We start from the raw sequence: 23,004 nt of genomic DNA, 5'->3' as shown, positions 1-23,004 counted from the left end.
CTAACAAGAAGAGGCTGCCGGCATGGCAGCCTCTTTACGTTTCTTTGAAGGACGAAGGTTCTGTTTTTTTCGAGCGTCTGATAAGAGGAAGGACAAGGATCAGCACGAGTGCCAGCGAAAAGAGAACGGCAAGCATCGTATTGCCGCCGAAGACCGTCGTGAGTAAAGCGTCAAAACCCGGGATGCCGAGGGCGGATCGCAGGGGAGCTAGAAGGAATAGGGTGAGGAGCACTGCTCCGAGAAACCAGAGCCATTTTTTTCTTTTATCCATCGTAACCTCCTTTGTGGGGCGTGACGTTTTCCTATGCCGCCTTGGCGGACGATTTCCGCGAGAACGGTAGTTTCTCCGAAGAGGGTTTCGATCGTCTCTAAACTCGGTATTTCGAGCAGAGAGAGGAGAGGGGAAACGATGACGCTGCTGAGGAGCAGGGCACCGAAAATCATCAGCGATCGTTTGATGGTAGTCTTCCTGTGCCCCTCTTGACTTGGTCTTTTCGGAAAAACGTCTTGCCTTTCGTGGTTTTACTGTATCATAGGTTTTTCCAAATGGGAATGGATTTCCTTTTCGTTGTCAGTATTTTGGCAAAATAGCTGCTGGGGTTGGTTGTGGAATGTGGACCATAGGGAGGGCTGCGTGGAGATGTCCTTGGTGGGGGGCGACGCTCGGACGTTCAGGGAGGGAAAGCGGCGGTTCAGCGGCTGGGAGCGGACGTTCAGCGGGCCTGGGCGGTCACTCAGCGACGAGCAGCGGTCATTCAGGCGCTGGGCGGACGTTCAGCAAGGCGCAGCGGACGTTCAGCGGGGCAGAGCGGTCACTCAGAACCTTGCAGCGGACACTCCGCTTCGCGCGAGCACAAGCACAGGGAACGGCCCCTATGAACGAAAAAAAGCACCCGACCCCTTTTCAGGGCGGGTGCTTCAAGGCGTGCGGGTTACTTCACTGCTTCTGGACGGCGTCTCATGAGCATCACACCGCCGGCTGCTGCTGCGAGCAGGCCGAAGAGTGCTGCTGTCGGATAGGATGTGGCTGTATCCGCCATCGCATTGCCGTCATCGTTGTGGTTGTTGTCGGCATAGCCGTTGTTATCGTTGTGGTCAGCGTCGTTGTTATTGTTGTTGTTGTTGTTATGATTATCGTTATTGTTGTTGTTTGCGTCGTTGCCAGCATTGGCTTCAGCTTCTGCGCCGCCGGTCATTTCATCGTCGTGTGCAAGAAACTGTCCTTCCAGGCCAGCATCCAGCGTCAAGCCTTCACAAGGGACACCGTCGCTGTCGCCATCAAGGCCGTTCGGGTCGTTTTCGGAGCTATACCCGTTCTCTTCCCAGAATTCCCAGACTTCTTGACCTGTGTCAAAATCATCACAGTTGTACGTGTCTGCCTGAACAGCGGTCATACCTCATTTAAATAATGGAGTATTAGAATCTGGTTCACATCTGGGTTTTGAAACTTTCAACGTAAGTGGTTGTTTAACATCAATAGAAGATAGAATAACTTCTCCTTGGCCTAACTCGGGTAAGGAATTTATAATATCTTGATTTGATACTGGTAATGAATTTTGTATTATCTCTTTATCCCTTTGGTTAATAAGTCGATGCACAATAAATGTACCTATTTGACTTAAAGTTCGAAAAGGAATGTCTCTCGGTAATTGAGTAGTTAAACACAGGAATAATCCATATTTCCTGCCTTCTTTTGCAATGATATCGAAGCCTTCTAGCTTAAAATTATCAAAATCATTAGATACAGATTTATTCATGAACTGGTGAGCTTCATCTACAATCAGCAAACATGGCCTTTCTTTCATCCGTCCTTGTCTTGCTATAGATAATGTTTTTTGAGCTAGTGTGTCTGCTACAACTTCTCTAAGATCAAAAGAAAAAGGGACATTTTGAATGTTGACGTAAAGTAAGTTTTCATCATTATCTAAAAAACCATCAAATTTTTCGAATAAATCACTCAAATTGTCATCCTCGATAAAATTGAATATTTTCTTGAAATATTGATTATTAAGCAATGCATTGATTCTTGTGATTAATGTTGTACAAAATCCAAGACTATTATTATCTATACTTCCGAAAAATTCTCGACGATGAAGGTCAGTATCGTAAACGCATTCATTTTCCATTTGTTCTGGCAGAGCTCTTATATCAAAATTTAAATCGTTTAATTCTAAGCGATCGGCATATCTATATTCTATTTTATTCAAGGCCTCTTTCTGTTTACCGCGCTTAATTATAATTTTACGGCCATCTGCTGTTTCTTCTACGTAATTTTCAGCATTTAATTCGTTTTCAGCCATTCTTAACAATTTTAAACTTTTCACAGCGGCTTTTAATTTAGGGAATTGTACACTTGCCGAAGGTTTCACTAAATAAAATAGATCTTCTAAAGTTAGTTTTTTATAATCGATGTAATGGTCTTGCCCCAGTTCTGCAGCAATAGTAGTGTTATTATGAAATTGATTCGCTATATTATCGTATTCACCGGTAGCATCTAATAAAATGATCTTTTGACTATTAGCTATCAGATTTTCAACTAGAGTAGCAGTTGTCCAGCTTTTTCCGCTCCCTGTAGTACCAACGATAGCAGCATGACGACTAAATATATTCTGCAAAGAAAAATCTACTGCACTATTTTCATTACTAATAAGAGTAGAGAAATTACTTGTTCTTAAATCGTATTTTTTGAATTCTACCTGTTCGAGATAAAGATTTATTACTTCTTCACGGGCAATGTAAACTTTTGCTCCGACATTTGGATGGTCACTTAAAGACTTTATAAAGTTTAAATTATTGTAACTGAACATACTTTGTACTTCCAGTTTTAATAAGGGATGAAAATCTTGCTGTTTAAGAGCTTCGGTTGAGATTTCTAATCTTTCTTTCTCAGGGATCTCAATACCAAGAACTCTACAAATAAAGCCATACTGTTCTCCCTCTACCACAACAAAACTATTAATAAGACCCCCATGAAATTCATCTCCAAGATCAATAAATTTACTGATATATTTTGAAGATGGAATATGTGCTGTAATCATAGTCGTAGAAACTTTAGTAACGAATCCTAAGAATAATTTTTGTTCGAAAATATACTTACTCATTCTTGTCACCATCTTTGATGAATAGATCATTGCTATAAGCTTCTTGTTTGTGAAAGCAATCAACAAAATCTTCAAACGTTTTATTCACTAGCATTACATTGTTATAAGACTCTGCTCTTCTGATAAATTCATTGTACCCATCTGTTTCTATAGACGGATTCACAATTAGAATACTAAGCTCAGAGTTAGTAATAACGGCGTTTTCAACTATGGATTTTATATGTTTATCGGCAAAACTAAAACCAATTACTATTAATAGAGTTTTTGATTTTCTGAGCTCCACTTGAAATCGTGCAAACAAGTCGAAATAAGGAGACTCGTACGATTGTTCAAATTTTGCTCGTCTAGGATAGATCATTAACGATTCATCGTTTTGTGTATCTTCTTCTTTAACTATTTGGTCTTTCTCATTTTGCTTCCAATCGATGGACCCATGTATTTTATAAAGATGGACTACCTTGTCGACAAAATTCGGTTCGTCAATAACTTTATTATCACCTCTAATAACGAAGTCATAGTCATAGTATTTCGAATTAAATGTCCGTGGAAATTCATATGAGAATCCATCTACAAGAATAAATCCTTCTTCTTTTAGGGCTTGTTCAAATAGAGTATCATAATTAGTAGTGAAAATTTTAGCTCTACTATGTGAATTCTTTTTGGCTATTAATTTGTTAGCAAATTCTCCATGTTTGTGATGTTTTGACAATTCTATTTGACACAATTGTTTAATGTTTTTCTGTATTTCATCTACAGTCCTATCAAATTTGTCCTTTTTTTCATCAGGGATAAAATCTCTTGCTTGAGATACTTTTGATAATAAATCTTCGATATTAATCCCATATTGATCGGGAGAATACTTGGCCAATTCTGCTATTTCATTTAAATCATAAACTTTTGGTTCGAAGTCTAAACAAGCTTCTATAGTTTTTCTAATTTCATAGACCGTTTTACCAGAATTTTTTTCAAGATTTAATTCTTGTTTAGAATCATCTTTAGATAAAATAGAGCTCCCTGCACCAGTTAAAACTAGTGTATTCTCATATTGTTTTCCTAGAAACCTGTTTACAATCTCACTGATTTTATTTTCAGCTTCCATATTCTTCTGTTCTCTTTCTTTATCATTTGAATCTAATGCTTTACCATTGAAATAATATTCATTTTCAGCTTCGCTATACTCTACGATATCTGAGTTCGAAATTAATAATTTTTTTGTCAACAGTTTTCCTCCTAAAAAAGTACATGCGCATATTTTACCAAACAATTGTTTTTTTACCAAATATGAACTGTAGAACAAAACATTATTACATGAGTAGTAACGGAAGGTAAGTTAAACCCAGAAATTTCAGTTCACTCTATTCATGCTTTATATGAATCGGTATATGAATTTAGTGGGATGTTAGAATATACAGTTGCTTTAACCGCTTATTCATGAGAACATCAGCGACTTACAGAGGGTGATCTTGAGGTTACGCGAACCAAAGCCTGCCAGGGACTTCTTCCACTGACAGGCTGTTCTTTATTATTTCATATGGTAGTGCCTTGTTTGAGATAGCTACTGATATTGAATAAGGTGTCTCGGAGACCGTTATTCTTTGTCGTACTTCCACTTCACGGTCTGGCCGCCGCTGTATTCGACGTCGACGTCGATGTCTTCGATGTCGTCCGGATCGAGGTCGAGCGCTTCGGTGATCTCCTGCTTCATGTCGGAGATAGTGCGGTCTGTCGTGATGGAGATGTTCTCCAGCAGGGCTTCGATTTCTTCGACGGCGCTGCTGCCTTCGACTTCGGATCCGTCGCGGCGCTCGATTTCTGCTTCGCTGCCTTCGTACTCAAATTCAAGGTCGTCGCCGCTGAAGAAGTCGATGTCGAGGTCGAATTCCTGAATGTCTCCGCCGCTGTCCTGGTGCCGGCCTTCGTGATCGATGACGATTTCTTCTCCGCTCGTATACTGGATCTCGATGTCGACGTCTTCCACGTCATCCAACGGAGCTTCAGCCGCTTCGAGTACGTCCGTGATGATGTCTTCCAGCGGACGCTCCGTCGTGATGGAGACCCCGGCGAGCATCTCTTCTATTTCCGCCTGCGCGGCTTCGCCTGTGGTTGTCTCTCCAGCTTTGTCGATCTCCATGTCCTCGAGATCATCCCGTTCAAATTCGAATTCCCACTCGGTATCGTCGGTGAATTCGATGTGCAGATCGAACTCATGGACGTCGTCAACGCTTCCCGCGTCTGCATCATCCGAGGCGGTGTCGTTCGTCTCTTCCCCCTCGTTCGCCGGATCCTCGTTGTTTTCTTCTGCTGGTTCTTCATTCGTTTCTTCCTCATCGGTCTCGTTCGCGTTCTCGTTCACGTCCTCATTCGTGGTATCCGCTGCCGTTGACGTCTCTGTATTCTCTTCCGGATCGACTTGCTCCAGTCCACCGCAGGCGGCGAGGAGCGTGACGACCGTAAGTCCAGTAATAACTTTCTTCATGATATACATCCTTTCTTGTGTTGGGATAGTTTCATTGTATGCCGCGGAAATAAGAAAATCATGAACGCAGTATGAGAATTCAATGAGAACTTTTTTGAGGGAAATGGCGATGCCGCTCTTCCATCAAAGGAAGAGTGAGGTTTGTATGGATTTATTTAGGGGAAGAACAATAATTAGTTATGAAAACGCAACTAGATATCAGCGAGGCTCCGGATGGAGGGGGCATCGAACAGAAAGGCGTGTCGACGATTAGAAAAGCAGGCATCTCCGCAGCAGTGCTGCTTGCCCTGGCCGCCTGCGGCAATGAGAATACGAATGAAAACGACAACGGCACAGGGAATGACGGAGTCGAGGATCTGCCGTCGGCGGAGACGGTCGTCGACGAAGCGGCTGCGCTGTATGAAGAGATCGACGGCTTCTATGTGGAGAGGGAAACGGTGCATGAACGGGAGGAAGACATGGAAGATATGAATGGGGTCCAGAGTGCAGAAGGCATGCCGGAAGGAGGGACGGACCTCATGATTGAAGAACGTGTGTGGATGATCGAGGAGGACGGGGAGGTCTGGGAACGGCTGGAGGTTCAGGACACGATCTATGGTGAAGAAGACGGGGAACCGGTGGAAATCGAAGGGCCCGAAGCCGTCCGCTTTACGGACCAGGAGGATCCTGCCTATCAAATCAGCTATAACCGGGGCGAAGCGGAAGCGAGTCGCGGGGAACCCTTCGCGCAAGGGGACGTGGCCTCGGAAGCTGACACGTACGACAGGCTGCTGGACGAAGCCGACTTGACGCTCGACGGCGAAGAGGAAATCAACGGCGTGGACACCTATCGCATCGACGTGGAAGAAGAGGACCTCGTCTCGACGTACTGGTTCGACGCGGACACCTTTTTCGAGGTGAAGCGGGAGTCAGCGGAAGAAGAAGGCGGAACCGGTATGGGCGGCGACCCTGGCAGTCGGGAGGTGCTCGACTATGACCTTGATCCGGCCTGGGAAGAAGATCTATTCGAGCCTCCGGAGGACGTGGAAGTCATAGAAGAAGAGGACGCACTGGACGACTAGTCGGTGCATACGTAACAAACAACGAAAATGAAGGAGCTGGACAGCATGAAAAAAATGGGAATATCCGCAGTGGCACTGCTTGCCCTGGCTGCGTGCAGCAATGAGAATACGAATGACGAGAACGAAGGCACGGTAAATGATGGTGTCGAGGTGAATGAAGAGAATGAAGAGAACGGAGAAGATGAGGAAAACGAGCAGGAGAACGACCCGGAAAATGAGGACGAAGAGGAGAACGAGGCAGAGAACGGCGGCAACATGAACGAGGAAGAGAATGACGAAGCTGCTAGCGACGCCGGAGGAGATGAGATGCTCAACGCCGAGGAGATCGTCGAAGAGGCGATCGCGCTGTACGACGACCTGGACAGCATCTATTTTGAAATCGAAGGGGAAATCGATCAGGAGCTGGAAGCAGAGGACATGCCGGACGGGGAAATCGAGATGACGACGTGGGAGCGTCAGTGGGATTTCATCGAGGATGGAGACTTCTATAACCGGCTGGAATTGGAGATGCGTTCGGAAGGCGAGGAAGAGGGCGAGGACTTTGAGACGGAGGAGCCTCGTTCGTATACGTTCACGGATGCAGACGACCCGGATCATCAGATTTCCTATGAGGAAGGGGATGAGGAAGCCATCCGCTATGAGCAGCCGATCGAGGGAGATCAGGAAGATCTGTCTGCCGGGGCTGTTCAGTACGAGATGCTGCTGGACGAAGCGGATTTGACGCTTGACGGCGAGCAGGAAGTGAACGGCTTCGAGGCATACCGGATTGAGGCGGAGACGGACGGTGCGGTGACGACGTACTGGTTCGACGTGGAGACGTTTTACGAGGTGAAGCGCGAATCCGAGGAGGAAAGTGATGCCGAGGATCTCGATGCGGAAGTCGGTGCCGGCATGGGGAACACGGTGGTGATTGAGTACGAGCTCAACCCGGACTTTGATGAGGAGCTGTTCGAGGCTCCGGACGACATCGAGGTTGTGGATGGTACATTTGAAGATACGCTCGATACCGGGGACATGGAAGACGAGGAGATCGACAACTAAAAGGAGGCGGATGCAATGAGCAGCTATTCAATGGAGGAATTTTTACAGAAAACGCGACAGGAGGAGCAGCCGGCGGACGTGATGGGGCTGCAGTCGGAGCGGATTCTCGAGGTGAACCTGGACGGGCAGATCTGGGCGAAGATGGGGAGCATGATCGGCTACCAGGGTGACATTCGCTTTGAGCGGGAGCGTGCGTTCGAGCACGGCGTGGAGCGGGCGTTCAAGAAGACGTTCACGAGCGAAGGCGGCGAGCTGATGAAAGCGAACGGGAACGGCCGTCTGTTCATGGCAGACCAGGGGAAGCGCGTGACGATTCTCGATCTCGGTGGCCGCGCGATTACGGTGAACGGCAATGACCTGCTGGCGTTCGAGCCGTCGGTGGACTGGGATATTGAGTTCATGCGTAAGATCGCCGGCATGATGTCGGGCGGCCTGTTCAACATTACGCTCCGCGGCGAAGGAAAAGTGGCGATCACGACGTACTTTGAGCCGTTGACGCTGCCGGTCAGCGAAGGAGCGCCGGTCTACACCGATCCGACGGCGACGGTCGCCTGGTCCGGGGAGCTTTCGCCGGAATTCCATACAGATGTAAATTACAGGACATTCCTCGGGCGCGGCAGCGGGGAGTCGGTGCAGATGAAGTTTGAAGGCGATGGCTTTGTCATTGTGCAGCCGGGATTTGAAACAGAATAGGTAGTCTTTATGCTCTGTGTCTAAAGTCTTGCATTGTGGTTTCTTTTTGAGTCAGAAGGGGTATATACTTCATAGATCACCAATCAACCAGGAAAAAGGGGATGCGCCGATATGAGTGTATATGACTACAAAGTGAAGACATCAAGTGGATTGACCGCCAAGCTGGAGCGGTACAAAGGGCAGGTGCTGATTCTCGTCAATACGGCGACGAAATGCGGTTTCACGCCGCAGCTGGATGATCTGCAGAAGCTGCAGGACAAGTATGGCGAGCAGGGGCTGCAGGTGCTCGGCTTTCCGTCGAATCAGTTCGACGGTCAGGAACCGCTCGGCGACGGAGAGATTACCGAATTCTGTTCGCTGAATCACGGCGTCAACTTCCCGCTGTTCAAGAAAATGGACGTCCGCGGCGACGAGGCGCATCCGCTGTACCGCTATTTGACGAGCGAGCAGCCGTTCCGCGGGTTCGACATGCATCACCCGACGGCGAAGCTGATGGTGTCGATCATTGAAGACAAGCACCCGGAATACCTGCACGACAACGGCATCAAGTGGAATTTCACGAAGTTTCTCGTCGACCGGGAAGGGCAAGTGACGGCGCGGTTTGAGCCGACGTCCGAGCCGCTCGACATGGAAAGCGACATTCAGGCGCTGCTGGAACATAAAGCGGCTGTCACTGAATAGCAGATGGTTATGCCCGCACCGGGATTCCTGGTGCGGGCATGTTTTGCGTCGTCGTTTCCGTCGGGCGCTGTTTCGTATCCGGATGGAGGTCGGAGGGGTGTGGGGAGCAAGTGCGGACAATTGGCGGAGGTTGTGACCATGCGGGAGGAAAGTGCGGACAATTGGAGCCGATTGTGACCAAGTGCGGCGAAAGTGCGGACAATTGCCTGTTCCGAGGGGAAGGCAGCCGCCCGATTATCAAGAGGTTGTGCAGCAGCCAAGTGCGGCCAATTGGCGGAGATTGTGACCAAGCGGGAGAAAAGTGCGGACAATTGGAGCTAATTGTGACCAAGCGCAGCGAAAGTGCGGACAATTGCCTGTTCCGAGGGGAAGGCAGCCGCCCGATCATCAAGAGGTTGGGCAGCAGCCAAGTGCGGCCAATTGGCGGAGATTGTGACCAAGCGGGAGGAAAGTGCGGACAATTGGGGCCAATTGTGACCAAGCGCGGCGAAAGTGCGGACAATTCCCGGCTCCGCGCCTCCCGGCTTGGTTTCCGTAGGGCGGCCGCTCTCGCTCATCAAGAGGTGGACTGCTGTTCGAGAGCCTCTTCGATCGCCTCGATGTTTTCCATCATGAGGGAAGGGTAATCCACGCCGGCTTCCTGCTGCTCTTCGGAAATCGTCTCCATGTTATGAAGCGGCCGCTCTTCGATCCCGGCATCTTCCAGGATGGTTTCCGCCGCTGGGACGGTATACGTGTTTTCCACGAACAGATACGCCGCTCCGGCTGCCTCGATGTCGGCAAAGACGTCCTCGAGCTGCTGGATCGACGGCTCCTGTTCCGGGGAGTAGCCGGTCACTGGATACTGCTCCAGGCCGTAAGCATCTTCCCAGTAATCATAGCCGGCGTGGGCAGTGAAGATCCCTTCGCCTTCATGTGTCTCCATGACTCTGCGGAAGGCGTCATCAACCTCATCCAGGGAAGCCTGATATGCTTCGGCATTGTCGGTGAAAACGTCGTCGAGTTCCGGCTCCAGTTCGGCTAACGCGTCGGCGATTGTGTCCGTCATGATTTTCATGCGGTTCGGATCGATGAAGACATGCGGATTGTCTGCATGAGCATGGCCGTGATCGTGGTCATCGTCATGATCATGGCTGTGATCGTGCCCGTGGGAATGAGCGCCGCCGGCAAGAAACGGGACGTCCTCGGAAGCTTCCACGAGCAGGATGTCTTCCTTGGTGAGGACGTCGACGGCATCTTCGACAAAGCCTTCCATCCCACCGCCGCTGTAGATAAATGCATCACTTTCGTTGATGTCGAGCAGCGCGCGCATCGACGGTTCGTATGTATGAGCATCGACGTCAGGCGGGATGATGTTCTGGACAGTGACGGCGTCTCCACCGACGGCGCGCACGGCATCTTCCAGCGCAAAAATGGTCGTGACGACGTGGAGGGTGTCTTCCTCCGGTGCTTCCTCCGCAGCAGGCTTGGCCTGCAGCTGCTGGGACTCTCTACCTTCTTCCTCCGATTGACAAGCGGCGAGCAGAAGCGCTGGGATAATAAATAGCAGGATTCTCATAAGGGCCTCCATGAACGTTGATGGTTGAAACGAATACAAAATTGAAAAGAACCGATGGAAAATTTGATATCGTTTTCAGCTTTACATTAGCACAGAATGTTGTAAAATGAAACTACTGAGATGTTTTAAAATACAACAGGAGGTGGTCCTGTGCATATACTGGTGATTGCGCCTTATACCGGCATGGCGGACGTATTCCGGCAGGTGCAGAAGAAAACCAACGCCTCGGTGGACGTCGTCATCGGGGACCTGGAGCAGGGAGTGGCCCAGGCAGCGGAAGCGGAAGTGCGTGGATACGATGCGATTATCAGCCGGGGAGCAACGGCGAAGCTGATCCGGGAGCAGAGCAGCCTGCCGGTCGTGAACGTCCGCATCACCGGCTATGACATTCTCCGGACTCTCGCGCTCATGCGGGGATACCGCGGAAAAGTCGGCATCATGAGCTACTTCAACGTCATACAGGGCGCCGATTCCATCGGGAAACTGCTGGACTTTGACTTGACGTTTTATCAAATTGACAGCCAGCAGGACATTGAAGGTGAGCTCAAGAAAGCGATGGCCGATGATGTGCAGGTGATCATCGGGGACGTTATTTCCACGAAGGAAGCGGAGAAGCGCGGCATGCACGGCATTCTCATCAACAGCGGGGAAGAGGCGTGCATGGAGGCGATCGAGGAAGCTCAGCAGGTGCTCTACCATAAGAAGCGCGAAGCCGTGAAGATCGAGACGCTGATTGCCCTCGTGGAGGAGCCGGCGGCGGTGATTAACGCGCTCGGACGATTCGAAGAACAAAACGACCGCTTCGCCGAGCTCGTCCGGCAGATGAACCCGACGAATCCCCCTTCGGCGCTGCAGGATCTCGACGACACGTTTTACCAAAAACTGCTCACCGACGGAGCGCCGGAGGAGCGGTCGCTGCTTCACGTACAGGGGCGCCCGTATGAACTCGACGTCGAGCCGTTTCAGACCGGGGAGGAAGGGGGCTTTATCCTCCGCCTGAAAAAGCGCAGCCGTCCCGTGGAGGGAGACCGGTCCAATCTGGTGCTTCAGCCGAAAAGCCGTGTTTTCTTCAATCAGCTCGTGACCCATTCTGAAGCGATGAGAAAAGCTGTCGATGAAGCAGCGAAGCTTGGGGAGACGAGCTCCTCGGTGCTGCTGCAGGGGCCGCCCGGCGTCGGCAAGACGTCCCTTGCTCATGCGATGCATTATGAATCAGGCAAAACGCCGGCGCAGTTTTTCTATATTTACTGTGATTCGAGAAAAAACTACTTTTCCGAAGCCCTGCAGGAAACCCGCATGGAGCTCGGCAGAAGCGGAGCGGCGGCCGGGACCCTGCTCCTGGATGAAGTCGGGAATCTGGAATCGGCGGATCAGCAGGTGCTGCGGCGGTTTCTGGAGGAGTGGCTGCGCCAGGGGGATGTGGAGCTGAAGCTGATCGCGACGCATTCCGGCGTGCTGGAGCACCTCGTGCAGGAGGAAGGGTTTGACGAGAAATTGTACAAACTGATCAGCACGTATGTCATCCATTGTCCGGAGCTGCGGGAACGCCGCGAGGACATGGAGGATTTGATCCGCTGGTTCATCGTGGCAGCGAACACCGTGCTCGGCAAGCAGATCACCGGGCTGTCGGAAGAACTGCGGGAGTACTTTTACCAGTATTCCTGGCCGGGCAACTTGACGCAGCTGAAGAACACGGTGCACCAGATCTGCATCGCCAGCCATGGGCCGATCATCCATATGCACGAGGTGCAGGATGTGCTCAAGCAGCTGGATGTGCTGGAACAGCGTGAAAAGAAGCGGCCGGCCGATGATCAGATGATGGTAGAGATCCGGAACCGGTCGCTGCCGGAAATCGAAGAAGAAGTGATACGGAAAGTGATGGAGCTCGAGGATCACAACCAGTCCCGGGTGGCTGATAAGCTCGGCATGAACCGGACGACGCTGTGGAGAAAGCTGAAGGCGATGTATCAACAGTCGTAAGGCATAGCTTCTTTCGCGCTTGGACCCTTTTCTTGAAAGAAATAGCGGAAAACAGGAGAAGGGAAGAGAATCCCACTCCGGACCATGTGTGCCGGGGTGGGATACTTTTTGGAAGCATAAGCATGTATACGTGTTCATATAGGGTGACGGCCCAGCTGCTCGGGAAGCAGGAAGAACGATGCTTCCCTCAAAGAACCTGCGGTACACGCCGTTCCGACCAAAAAGCGCTGCCCGCTTTTGTTCAGCATAAAGAAGCATACAATGTTGAAGCGGGCAGACGGCGGCTGTCCGCTTTTTTCGATGACGAAAAGGCGGTGCCGGGGTGGAACGTTTTCGTTTCTGCTCGCTGGCGCAATTGACGAAGCAGACGTCGCCCTTTCAGGCTGAAGCGGCGCAATGTCGTGGCGAGGTGGCTCAAAAAAAGCCATTTGTCTCTAAAATATCGGGAAGAGACCCGCATCCGGACGCAAGGCGCCCGCCGGCGAGATCGAAGGAACGCAAAAAGCGCGCAGACTGTCCCGCTTTTCCTCCTTCTGCTGGCAGCACGCAAATCAGGCCCCTGGAGCCACCGGCGACATGGGGAGGATGGCTCAGCGCCTCCCTTTGAATCGGAGTGCTTTCTGTTCGAAACGTCCTCCTTACAGGAGCAAGGCCACGATCCTTGTCTCGGCGGTGGAGATTCCCGCCATCGACCCCACTGCCGGCGGGTGGGGAAAGGGCCTCCAGGTTTCTGCTTGTGAAAAATGAAACACAAGCTGACCGTTCAGCAGATTAGTTGTTGCATATATGTTTCCATTTAAAACATTTATATGACAAATTTGAATGAAATGCGGAATAATTCTCAATTTGTTTCAAAATGAAACAAAATATTTTTAAAAAGGGATTGTATAATGAAACATGCCTCGGCTATACTAAGAATCACATTGACAGCCGAGGAGGTGAATCAGATTACAAAAGTAAATATCATCGCGGACGATTTAACTGGAGCGAACGACACTGCATTGCAGTTCTACAGACATGACTTTCCGACGCAGATTGTTGCACAGTGCAGCGGAGAGGACGTGCCGGAAGAACATGTAACCGTATTCAATGCAGAGACGCGGTCCATTTCTTCTTCCGAAGCTATGAAAACGGTCACATCTCTAGGCAGGCAGCTTGGAAACGGATCGACGATTTTGTATAAAAAGATCGATTCGACGATGCGGGGTCATATTGGAGGCGAAATTGATGCATTACTAGATCATTCCAATTATGATATCGCTTTCGTGGCGCCGTCCTACCCCCAAAACGGACGGACAACGGAAGCGGCGGTGCAGTATATTGACGCCGTGCCGCTGGCAGAGACACAGTTTGCCCGCGATCCCCGGTTTCCGATCCGGACGTCTCGGCTCGATGAGCTGCTCCGCTCGCAGTCGTCCAAGCTGGTCCACCATATCAGCAGGCAGGATGGTCTTTCCCCCTTGACCATCACGCAGGCGGTGGATGCTGCCGCAGCAAAGGGTGTCCGTATTTTCAGTTTTGACGCGGTGACGGAAGAAGACATGCAGGCCGTCGTGGATGCAGGATTGACGGCCTCTCACCAGATCATGTTCGTCGGTTCGGCCGGACTTGCCGGTGCACTCAGCTCCAGACTGCGGAATGATTCACCTCCTGCTGCCAATCGCAGCGCGGCAGCACCGCCTCCTGCGGAGAAAACCTTGTCTCTTGTCGGCAGCCGCAGCGAGAAAACGGCGGCGCAGCTGACGCATTTTATGAAGCAGGCGGACGGCAACGCGGTGAAACTGCAGGCAGATGAACTGCTCGACTTTTATGAAAGCGGCAGGGTGCCGCCCAAGATGGAAAAGGCAGAGGATGCGTGGTTTGAAGTGTATTATGTAAGCGGTGACAGTCCGGATCCCGATCGGCTGACGGCCGTGCACGCACAGGATCCAGGCACGGCGATAGCCGAGAGCCTCGGCCGGCTTGGGAAAAAGCTGGTGGAAGCGAAGCGCCCGGGCACTCTCTTTTTGACCGGAGGGGATATCGCCTATGCGGTCTGCCGGGCATGCGGCATCGATATGCTGCAGGTTACCGGTTATTTGGAAGAAGGCATTCCGGTCTGTACGGTGAAAAGCGGGCCCTGGCAGGGCATGCAGGTCATTACGAAAGCGGGCGGATTTGGATCAGAAGCAGTTCTGACGTCCCTTTATCATATGAACGATAATAATAGGAGGGTTTACGAATGAAAAAAGCACTGATGATCAGCGGAATTTCAGCAATGGCGGTAGCACTCGCGGCATGCGGCAACGACGACAACAACGGCGAAGCCAATGCAGGCGGCGACAACAACGGCAATAATGGAAACAATGGCAGCAACGAAGCATCCGGTGATGACGGCGAAACGTACACACTCAGCATCGGCCATACATTAGCAGAAGCGTCCCACTACCAGGAAGGCCTGGAAGAATTCAAGGAAATCGTCGAAGAACGCAGCGACGGACGCCTGCAGATCGATATTTTCGCAGACGGCGCCCTCGGCGGGGAGCGGGAAATGATCGAGAGTCTGCAGATGGGCGACCAGGAGATGGTGCTCACGTCGACCGGACCGATGAGCGGGTTTGCGGAAGAAGTGACCGTCGTCGACCTGCCGTTCCTGTTTGAGAACCACGACCACGCGCACACCGTGCTGGATGGCGACATCGGGCAGGGGCTATTGGATGAACTCGAGCCGCACGATCTGCACGGCCTTGCATGGTGGGAAAACGGCTTCCGTCACGTGACGAACAACAACCACCCGGTTGAAGGACCAGAAGACATCGACGGCCTGTCGCTGCGTACGATGGAGAACGACATCCACATGGCAGCCTTTGAAGAAATGGGCGGCGATCCAACACCGATGTCCTTCACGGAACTCTTTACGTCCCTGCAGCAGGGTGTTGTAGACGGGCAGGAGAACCCGATTCCGGTCATCCACAGTTCCCGTTTCTACGAAGTGCAGGATCACTTGAGCCTGACGAATCACGTGTACAACCCGTCCATCATGATGATTTCGCAGGAAGTGTACGATGAGCTGCCGGAAGACCTGCAGGAGATTCTTCGTGAAGAAGCGCAGGCAGGTGCCGAGAACGAGCGTGAAATCGTGCAGCGGATGGAAGAAGAATTCATCGGTGACCTCGAAGACGAAGGCATGGAAGTCGTCCAGGATGTGGATCTCGATCCATTCATCGATGCGGTGCAGCCGGTGTACGAGGAGTATGAAGACACGTTCGGCGCTGACTTGATTGAAGAGATCCAGAACTACGACTACTAAATAGAAGAGAGAGTCTAGGCGGGCCGAGTATTTTACAATGCTCGGCCTTTTGCAGAACAGGAGGAGAAGTGTATTGGATGCTATCGTCCGCAGCATAGATACCGTCAACCGTTTTCTCCGGTACACGATCGCCATCATTCTCGGAGTGATGGCTGTGGTCATCGCGTATCAGATTTTTTCGCGCTTCATTCTGGGGACGTCCCTCGGATGGTCGGAGGAATTGACCCGGTACTTGATGATCTGGCTCGTGTTTCTCGGAGCAGCGGTCGCGCTGAGAGATAAAAGTTTAATAGGGATTGATATGTTCGTCGATAAACTGCCAGGGAAAGCGCAGCAGATCGTCCGCAACTTCACGTATGGACTGATGCTCGTCTTTTTCGGGTTTCTCATGTGGAGAAGTATCGGCGTCATTGAAGGAGTGACAGGACAATTGTCGCCATCCATGAGGGTATCGATGGCCTATACGTATGCGGCTATTCCGGTCGGCGCCTTTTTTATGATGATGAATGCGGTCGTCGTCCTGATTGAAATGAACCGGAAGGAGGAGGAAGGCTGATATGCTCACTATTCTTGTTATTACACTCATACTGCTTTTCGCCCTGGGCCTTCCGATCGCTTTCGCGTTAGGTATCTCCTCAACGATAGCCGTTTGGCTCAGCGGTGCGATGCCGCTCGAAACCATCATCACACGGATGGTGACGGCAATCGACTTGTTTCCGCTGATGGCGATTCCGTTCTTTATTCTGGCGGGGAGCCTGATGGAAACCGGCGGTATTTCGCGCCGGCTTATCAACCTGGCAAGCGCTATCGTTGGGGAAATGAAAGGTGGACTGGCGGCCGTGGCGGTGGTCACGTCCATGTTCTTCGCTGCGATTTCCGGTTCCAGTCCAGCAACAGTAGCCGCAATCGGATCGATTCTGATACCGGCGATGATTGCGCGCGGGTACGACAAAGACTTCGCAGGTTCCGTGCAGGCGGTCTCCGGCGGGATCGGGGTCATCATCCCTCCGAGTATTCCGCTCATTCTTTACGGGGTGGTCGCCCAAGTGTCGATCGGCAGTCTCTTTATTGCCGGGATTCTACCGGGGATTCTGATCGGGTTCGTCCTGCTGCTGACGGTCTACATCATTTCGAAGATCCGCGGCTATTCCGGCGGCACGAAGTCGACGTGGAGGGAAAAGCTCACGTCCTTAAAGGAAGCGGGACTTGCCCTCATGATGCCGGTGATCATTCTCGGTGGTATTTACGGCGGGATCTTTACGCCGACAGAAGCCGCGGGTGTGGCGGTCGTGTACGCCTTTGTCGTTGGATTCTTCGTATATAAGGAAATCAACCTGAAAAACATGATGAATATTTTCACACGTTCGGCGATCACGACGTCGATCATCATGATCATCATTGCCAACGCCGGTGTGTTCGCCTACATTCTGACTCGTCAGCGCGTACCGCAGCTCGCCGCGGAAGCATTTACGAACTTCACGGACAGTCCGCTCGTCTTCCTCTTGATCGTCAACGTCTTCCTGCTGCTCGTCGGCATGATTTTTGAGACGTCGGCTGCTATCATCATTCTCGCACCGATTCTCGTGCCGATTGCCATGACGATGGGGATTGATCCGGTTCACTTCGGTATTATCATGACCGTGAACCTGGCTGTCGGGATGGTGACACCGCCGGTCGGCGTCAACTTGTTCGTGGCAGCGCAGATTGCCGATACGAAACTGGAGAAGATAGCCTGGGCGGTGCTGCCGTTCCTTGCCGTCATGATCATCAGCGTGCTCGTGATCAGCTACGTGCCGGCTATTTCCACATTCCTGCCATCACTGGCGGATTAAGGAGAGGGTACTATGTCGAGTCCATTTCGCACAGCGAAAATCAGACAGCATTTTCCGGATGAAAAGATTGAAGATATTCAGGCGGAGGTGCACAAACAAATCGCTCAGCCGTTCGTGCGGGACGTGATCAAGCCGGGAGACCATATTGCGATCACCGCCGGCAGCCGCGGCATAGCCAACATCGCTGCGATCATCAAGTACACCGCAGAGGAATTGAAGCAGCTCGGGGCCAACCCGTTCATCGTTCCTGCGATGGGAAGCCATGGCGGAGCGACCGCGGAAGGGCAGATCAAGGTCCTCAACAGTCTCGGGATTACCGAAGATTACTGCGGAGCACCGATCCTGTCTTCGATGGAGACGGTCACGATCGGCGAAACCAAAGAAGGACTGGCCGTGTATATGGACCGGACCGCCTACGAAGCAGACGGGGTCCTCGTCATGGGGCGGATCAAGCCGCATACGGATTTCAAAGCAGAGATCGAAAGCGGCATCTGCAAAATGGCGAGCATCGGTCTCGGAAAACACGACCAGGCGCTGGCGCTGCATACGCTCGGGATCAAAGGGATCCGTGATGTCATGCCCGAAGCGGCCCGCATCATTTTTGACAGTGGGAAGGTCAAGCTGGGCGTCGGGATTGTCGAAAACGCCTACGAACATACGGCGGTGATTGAAGCGATCCCGACGGAACAGATCATGGACCGGGAGAAGGAACTCCTCGCCGAAGCACGGAGCTACATGCCGTCACTGCCCGTCGAGAACGTGGATATTGTGCACGTGGATGAAATCGGCAAAAACTTCAGCGGGACCGGGATGGATACGAACATCATCGGCCGGATCCGGATCCTCGGGGTGGAGGAGCCGGCTTCCCCGGACATCAAATACATCATCGTCGGCGATATCAGTGCCCCGTCCCACGGCAATGCCCTCGGAATCGGGCTGGCGGATTTGACGACGCGCCACGTGCTGGATCAGATCAATTACCAGGCGATGAATGAGAACGTCGTCACGAGTACGTTCCTCTCGCGGGCGGCGGTCCCGATTGTCCTAGATAACGACAAGAAGGCGCTCGAAGCGGCCATGCGGAGCAACTGGGAAGTCGATGATGCCGATACGCGGTTCATCCAGATCCCGAATACGCTGGACGTGGCAGAGATGTACGTGTCGGAAACCATCCTGAATGAGATTCAAGATAACGAGCATATCGAAGTAATCGAAGCGCTGCAGCCGATCACCTATGATGAGCACGGCCGCCTGGAAAAAATCGGCGCTTCCCACGAATAGGAGGAGAACCAACGTGACAGACGTGATGACCCATTACCCGCATGTGATCCATGGAGAAAAAAGAGAATCGGAAGAAACGATTGATGTGATGCATAAGTTTGACCAGACGGTGTTTGCCCGGGTCGGACGCGGCACGGAGAGCGACGTGGATGCCGCTGTCGTTTCTGCGAGGCAGGCGTTCAAAGAAACCTCTTGGAGTGCCGAAGACCGTGCGCGCATCCTGCGGCGGGCCGCAGAGCTCTTTCTGGAAAGAAAGGACGAGATCGCCCGCGTGATTACGGCGGAGGTCGGCAAAGTGTACCGCGACGCTGCGCTCGAAGTGCAGCGCGGCATCGACACGCTGCTTGTCTCGGCCGATGAAGCCGGTCAGCTCACCGGACACACGATTCCGATCAACGCGAAAAGCGGACAGGAGAATCGTCTTGCGTTTACCGTCCGGGAGCCGGTCGGTGTCATCGGGGCGATCACGCCGTTCAACTTCCCGTTCAATTTGACCGCGCATAAGCTCGGTCCTGCGATTGCGTCAGGGAATGCGGTCGTCCTGAAACCAGCGGAAAAAACGCCGGTGACAGCCATGCTGATGGCGGAAGTACTCGAAGAAGCAGGGCTGCCGGACGGCATGCTGAACGTCGTCAACGGCTACGGCCATGAAGTCGGCAGCGCCATGCTCGCGCACGACGGGATCGACATGTTCACGTTCACCGGCAGTCCCGATGTCGGCCGCCGCATCAAGGCGGACAGCGGGATCCGCAAGGTGACGCTCGAACTCGGCAGCAACGCGCCGAACATCGTCTACAAAGATGCGAAAGGGCTGCAGCAAGTAGCGGAAGCCTGTGTCGGCAAAGGGGTCATGCACAATGGGCAGGCCTGTATTTCCGTCCAGCGGGTGTACGTCCATGAAGAGATCTACGACACTTTCGCAGCCCATGCAAAAGCCGCGGCAGAAAACCTGAAAGCCGGTGACCCGATGGATCCGAAGACGAGCGTCGGTCCGATGATTGACGAAGCGAGCGCCGCCCGTGCCGAAAGCTGGATCCAGGAAGCCGTGGCTGCCGGGGCGGAGATCATCGCCGGCGGCACGAGGGAAGGCGCACTGCTGCAGCCGACGGTCGTCGGCCGGGTGGAGAATGACATGAAGCTTTCCTGTGAGGAGGTCTTTGCGCCCGTCATCGTGCTGCAGACGTTCAGCAGCATCGAGGAAGCTGTCGAGAAGGCGAACGATTCCCGCTACGGCCTGCAGGCTGGGCTTTTTATCAGCGACATGGACCTTGCTTTCCGCTCGGCACGCGCGCTGGCGTACGGCGGCGTGATTTTAAACGATGTGTCCACGTTCCGGGCCGACATGATGCCGTACGGCGGTATCAAGGACAGCGGCATCGGCAAAGAAGGACCGAAATATGCGATGGAAGAAATGACGAATGAGAAGGTCATCGTCATGAATATACAGTAGGAGGGTCAGCATGAGAACATCATGGTCAGTGAATAGTACCGAGGAGATCCGCTTCGGCGCCGGAGCCGTGCAGGAGCTGCCGGATCTGTGCCGCAAGTTCGACGCGGAGAATATTGTCATCGTCACCGATCAGGGGATCGTGAATGCCGGCATTCTGGAAAAAGTCGAAGCCGTGATGGCGGAGTTTAAGGTCTTCGTCTATGACAAAGCCCTTCCGGAACCGCCGGTGGAGAGTGCGGTCGAATGCCTCGAGGCAGCGAAGAGCGAGATGCATCCGGACCTCATTATCGGTCTCGGCGGCGGCAGCAGTATCGACCTGGCGAAAGTCGTCGCGCTGCTGCTGGAACACGGCGGGGCGCCGGAAGATTATTACGGGGAGCATCAAGTACCGGGACCGGTTGCGCCGCTGATTGCCATTCCAACGACAGCTGGCACCGGCTCGGAAGTGACGTCGGTCACCGTGCTGACAGATAAAAAGAAGCAGATCAAAACGGGCATCTCTGCGAATGAACTTCGTCCGAAAGCGGCTCTGCTCGATCCGGAGCTGACGCTCAAGCTGCCGGCGTACGTCACGGCCTGCTCCGGCATTGACGCCCTGTCGCATGCGGTTGAAGCGTTGACGGCGAAAGAAAGCAGCTATATCGAAGCGGAAGGGAAGCTTCTCTTCCAGGGGGCGAACCCGATCAGCGATGCGCTCGCCTTGCAGGCGATCAAGCATATCGTGCCGAACCTGGCGCTGGCCGTGCATCAGGGATCCAACCTGGAAGCACGAAAAGAGATGATGCTCGGCAGTCTCTTGGCAGGTCAGGCGTTCTCGAACGCCGGCACGGCCGCTGCGCATGCACTCGCCTATCCGATCGGCGGACGCACATCGTCGCCGCACGGGGAACTGACAGGGCTGCTGCTGCCGTACGTTGTCGATTTCAATCGTCCGGCAGCGAAAGGCAAAATCGCGGAAGCCGAACGTGCCGTAAATCCGCAGAGTGCGCTCATCGATGACGACGAAGCAGCGCTGCTGTTCGTCGAACGCCTCTTTGAACTGCTCGAGGATATCGGGCTTCCAGTCACACTCGAAGAGATCGGTCTGGACGAAGCGGCGCTGCCGGACGTGGCCGAGCAGGCACTGAACGTCGCGCGTCTGGTGCGCAACAACCCGCGCAAGCCGGACGTGAAAAGCTTCACTGCACTATTGGAACGAGCTTATCGAGGGAGGGAATATGCATGAAACCGACCGTATGTATCACCATGGGCGACGCAGCAGGCGTAGGCCCGGAAATCATCGTCAAATCCCTTCAACATCCGGACGTGCACGACATGGCCCGGCACGTCGTTGTCGGCGATAAAGCCATTCTTGAGCGGGCCGTCCGTCTGCTCGACGCGCCGCTGACGGTACAGGCAGTAGAGTCGCCGGCTGATATTGTCGAAGACACGAGCGTCATTTCATGCATCGATCTGCAGCTGCTCCCGGCAGACCTGCCGCTCGGCGAAGTCTCTGCCGCAGCTGGAGACGCCGCATACCGGTATATCGAGAAAGCCGTCACGCTCGCGGAGAACAAGGACATCGACGTCATCTGCACCGCTCCGCTCAATAAAGAGGCGATGCAGAAAGGCGGTCACATGTATCCCGGGCACACGGAAGTCCTCGCGGAGCTGACCGGCACGAAGGATTACGCGATGCTGCTCTCGTCGCCGAAGCTGAAAGTCATCCACGTGACGACGCACATCGGATTGATTGATGCCGTGAACAAAATCGAACCGGAGCGTGTCTACAACGTTATCCGCATGGCGCACGAAGTACTGCGCCGGGCCGGAAACGACGCCCCTCGGATTGCCGTCTGCGGCATCAACCCGCACGCCGGAGAAAACGGGCTGTTCGGCTATGGCGAAGAAGCAGAAAAAGTCGATCCGGCCATCGTTCGGGCGCGTGAAGAAGGCATCGATGTGACGGATGCCCTTCCAGCGGACACGCTGTTTTTCCGTGCCGTACGCGGCGATTTCGACATCGTCGTCGCGATGTATCACGACCAGGGCCACGGACCGATCAAAGTACTCGGCCTGGAATCCGGTGTGAACATCACCGTCGGACTGCCGATCCTGCGCACCAGCGTGGATCACGGTACCGCCTTTGACATCGCCGGGACCGGGATTGCTGATGAAGCGAGCATGATCGAAGCGATCCGGCAGGGTGTCGAGATGGCGCCGACGCATCGGGCAGAGACCCGCCCGGAATAGCAGGAAACGGCTGGAGCAGCCGTGGGGTGCCCAACGCCGGCAGCGCGGGGCACCCCTTTTTGTCACATGATAGGAATGTATAAGTTTCCATTTAGGAGGACGGCGCAGCCGGCTGCACGGGAAGAAAGAAAAACCTTTTCTTCCCTCGAAGAGCATGCAGCGACGCCGCACGCCGTTCCGAACAACTGGCGATTTGCGCTGTTGTTCTTCATTCGAAAGCATAAGAGGTCCTGGCAGAATCAAGGTGGCGCAAAAACGGAGGGAAGTGTCTGGTTCAGGAAGAAATCAGGCGCAAACGAGACGCGGACCGGCTCGAAAAGAAGAGCGTG

General features: G+C 52.8%; 19 protein-coding genes. 13 read left to right on the top strand and 6 right to left on the bottom strand.

From position 1 onward, the window contains the following. Nucleotides 1-34: 34 nt before the first annotated feature. The 5 genes from G477_RS0108355 to G477_RS0108330 all read right to left on the bottom strand — a co-directional run bounded on the left by G477_RS0108355 (nucleotide 35) and on the right by G477_RS0108330 (nucleotide 5,577). Nucleotides 35-271: a hypothetical protein gene (locus tag G477_RS0108355; protein ID WP_026697569.1), complete on the bottom strand. Its 237-nt coding sequence runs from the start codon at nucleotides 269-271 to the stop codon at nucleotides 35-37. Between the two features lie 661 nt (nucleotides 272-932). Beyond that, the gene (locus tag G477_RS21370) at nucleotides 933-1,394 is read right to left on the bottom strand and encodes a hypothetical protein (RefSeq protein WP_026697567.1); all 462 of its coding nucleotides are present in this window, start codon (nucleotides 1,392-1,394) and stop codon (nucleotides 933-935) included. A 3-nt stretch (nucleotides 1,395-1,397) separates the two neighbouring features. Next, nucleotides 1,398-3,101 (bottom strand): ATP-binding protein, encoded by a 1,704-nt coding sequence (locus G477_RS0108340; RefSeq protein ID WP_026697566.1) that lies wholly within the window; start codon nucleotides 3,099-3,101, stop codon nucleotides 1,398-1,400. Next, a complete protein-coding gene (locus G477_RS0108335; protein ID WP_026697565.1) occupies nucleotides 3,094-4,320 on the bottom strand; it encodes an SIR2 family protein in 1,227 nt (408 codons plus the stop codon). The genes G477_RS0108340 and G477_RS0108335 overlap by 8 nt, the downstream gene beginning before the upstream one ends. Nucleotides 4,321-4,689: 369 nt before the next feature. Beyond that, on the bottom strand, nucleotides 4,690-5,577 hold the full coding sequence (locus G477_RS0108330; protein WP_026697564.1) for a YusW family protein: 888 nt from the start codon (nucleotides 5,575-5,577) through the stop codon (nucleotides 4,690-4,692). 179 nt (nucleotides 5,578-5,756) lie between these two features. Between G477_RS0108330 and G477_RS0108325 the strand changes: the two genes are divergently transcribed. The 4 genes from G477_RS0108325 (at nucleotide 5,757) to G477_RS0108310 (ending at nucleotide 9,053) form a co-directional block, all read left to right on the top strand. Further along, on the top strand, nucleotides 5,757-6,638 hold the full coding sequence (locus tag G477_RS0108325; RefSeq protein ID WP_026697563.1) for a hypothetical protein: 882 nt from the start codon (nucleotides 5,757-5,759) through the stop codon (nucleotides 6,636-6,638). 45 nt (nucleotides 6,639-6,683) lie between these two features. Further along, nucleotides 6,684-7,679: a hypothetical protein gene (locus tag G477_RS0108320; protein WP_026697562.1), complete on the top strand. Its 996-nt coding sequence runs from the start codon at nucleotides 6,684-6,686 to the stop codon at nucleotides 7,677-7,679. Nucleotides 7,680-7,694: 15 nt separating this feature from the next. Next, nucleotides 7,695-8,372 (top strand): AIM24 family protein, encoded by a 678-nt coding sequence (locus G477_RS0108315; protein WP_026697561.1) that lies wholly within the window; start codon nucleotides 7,695-7,697, stop codon nucleotides 8,370-8,372. Nucleotides 8,373-8,483: 111 nt separating this feature from the next. Then, nucleotides 8,484-9,053: a glutathione peroxidase gene (locus G477_RS0108310; protein WP_026697560.1), complete on the top strand. Its 570-nt coding sequence runs from the start codon at nucleotides 8,484-8,486 to the stop codon at nucleotides 9,051-9,053. A gap of 556 nt (nucleotides 9,054-9,609) precedes the next feature. Here the strand turns inward: G477_RS0108310 and G477_RS0108300 are convergent. Then, entirely contained in the window at nucleotides 9,610-10,611 is a 1,002-nt protein-coding gene (locus G477_RS0108300) for a metal ABC transporter solute-binding protein, Zn/Mn family (protein ID WP_026697558.1), read from the bottom strand. A gap of 150 nt (nucleotides 10,612-10,761) precedes the next feature. Here G477_RS0108300 and G477_RS0108295 point away from each other — a divergent pair, with 150 nt between their 5' ends. The 9 genes from G477_RS0108295 (at nucleotide 10,762) to pdxA (ending at nucleotide 22,675) form a co-directional block, all read left to right on the top strand. Further along, nucleotides 10,762-12,591, top strand: coding sequence for a sigma-54-dependent Fis family transcriptional regulator (locus G477_RS0108295; RefSeq protein WP_026697557.1), 1,830 nt, complete (start codon nucleotides 10,762-10,764; stop codon nucleotides 12,589-12,591). A gap of 890 nt (nucleotides 12,592-13,481) precedes the next feature. Continuing rightward, nucleotides 13,482-14,816: a four-carbon acid sugar kinase family protein gene (locus tag G477_RS20520; RefSeq protein WP_051287826.1), complete on the top strand. Its 1,335-nt coding sequence runs from the start codon at nucleotides 13,482-13,484 to the stop codon at nucleotides 14,814-14,816. Continuing rightward, entirely contained in the window at nucleotides 14,813-15,880 is a 1,068-nt protein-coding gene (locus tag G477_RS0108280; protein ID WP_026697555.1) for a TRAP transporter substrate-binding protein, read from the top strand. The genes G477_RS20520 and G477_RS0108280 overlap by 4 nt, the downstream gene beginning before the upstream one ends. A gap of 73 nt (nucleotides 15,881-15,953) precedes the next feature. Beyond that, entirely contained in the window at nucleotides 15,954-16,436 is a 483-nt protein-coding gene (locus tag G477_RS0108275) for a TRAP transporter small permease (protein ID WP_026697554.1), read from the top strand. A 1-nt stretch (nucleotide 16,437) separates the two neighbouring features. Further along, on the top strand, nucleotides 16,438-17,712 hold the full coding sequence (locus tag G477_RS0108270) for a TRAP transporter large permease (RefSeq protein ID WP_026697553.1): 1,275 nt from the start codon (nucleotides 16,438-16,440) through the stop codon (nucleotides 17,710-17,712). Between the two features lie 12 nt (nucleotides 17,713-17,724). Further along, on the top strand, nucleotides 17,725-18,993 hold the full coding sequence (locus G477_RS0108265) for a nickel pincer cofactor-dependent isomerase, group 22 (protein ID WP_026697552.1): 1,269 nt from the start codon (nucleotides 17,725-17,727) through the stop codon (nucleotides 18,991-18,993). A 13-nt stretch (nucleotides 18,994-19,006) separates the two neighbouring features. Further along, the gene (locus G477_RS0108260; protein WP_245575444.1) at nucleotides 19,007-20,443 is read left to right on the top strand and encodes an aldehyde dehydrogenase family protein; all 1,437 of its coding nucleotides are present in this window, start codon (nucleotides 19,007-19,009) and stop codon (nucleotides 20,441-20,443) included. A gap of 10 nt (nucleotides 20,444-20,453) precedes the next feature. After that, a complete protein-coding gene (locus G477_RS0108255; protein ID WP_026697550.1) occupies nucleotides 20,454-21,668 on the top strand; it encodes an iron-containing alcohol dehydrogenase family protein in 1,215 nt (404 codons plus the stop codon). Then, nucleotides 21,665-22,675: a 4-hydroxythreonine-4-phosphate dehydrogenase PdxA gene (gene pdxA / locus G477_RS0108250; protein WP_026697549.1), complete on the top strand. Its 1,011-nt coding sequence runs from the start codon at nucleotides 21,665-21,667 to the stop codon at nucleotides 22,673-22,675. Before G477_RS0108255 ends, pdxA begins: the two co-directional genes overlap by 4 nt. Nucleotides 22,676-23,004: the final 329 nt, after the last annotated feature.

It is taken from the genome of Alkalicoccus chagannorensis DSM 18086, from assembly GCF_000429725.1.
In the GTDB taxonomy this organism is placed as follows: domain Bacteria; phylum Bacillota; class Bacilli; order Bacillales; family Salisediminibacteriaceae; genus Alkalicoccus; species Alkalicoccus chagannorensis.
Note: the sequence above shows the minus strand (reverse complement) of the source record. Positions and strands in the feature narration are given on the sequence as shown.